General features: G+C 52.0%; 1 protein-coding gene. It reads left to right on the forward strand.

Annotation, left to right across the window (positions count from 1 at the left end; all coding sequences use genetic code 11):
• Positions 1 to 637 (forward strand): MFS transporter (locus L1D47_RS20985; protein ID WP_239886644.1); only part of this gene is annotated, 637 nt, incomplete at both ends.

The raw sequence follows: 637 nt of genomic DNA on the forward strand, positions 1-637 counted from the left end.
CATCATCGCCATCGCCGTCCTCTCCTTTGCCACCATGTTCATCTCCTCTCCCATTGAACTGGTGATATTGCGCTTCTTAATCGGCATCGTCATAGGCGCCGATTACCCCATAGCCACCTCTATGGTTGCCGAATTCTCCCCCACCAAACAGCGTGCCTTCACCATGGGCTTCATCGCCGCCATGTGGTACGTGGGCGCGACGGCGGCCAACATGGTAGGCTTCCTATTGTACGATGTGGCCGACGGTTGGCGTTGGATGTTTGGTAGCGCCGTCATCCCCTGTTTAGTGATCCTTCTCGGACGATTCCACCTGCCGGAATCCCCAAGATGGCTGCTTAAGAAAGGACGCACCGAGGAGTGTAAGCAGGTCATGAATCAATTTTTTGGCAAAGATATCAGCCTTAATTTTGAGACCGCAGAGCAGACTAAATACAGCAAGCTGTTCGAGCCGGTTTATCTGAAACGTATCTTATTTGTCGGCATTATCTGGACCTGCCAGGTGATCCCCATGTTCGCCATCTATACCTTTGGTCCCGAAATCATCGAACTGCTGGGCTTCACCGATGGAAAAGATGCGGCCCTGGGTAATATTGTCATCAGTATCTTCTTCATGGCGGGTTGCATTCCGGCCATGTAC

It is taken from the genome of Shewanella sp. Isolate7, assembly GCF_022398425.1.
Lineage (GTDB): Bacteria > Pseudomonadota > Gammaproteobacteria > Enterobacterales > Shewanellaceae > Shewanella.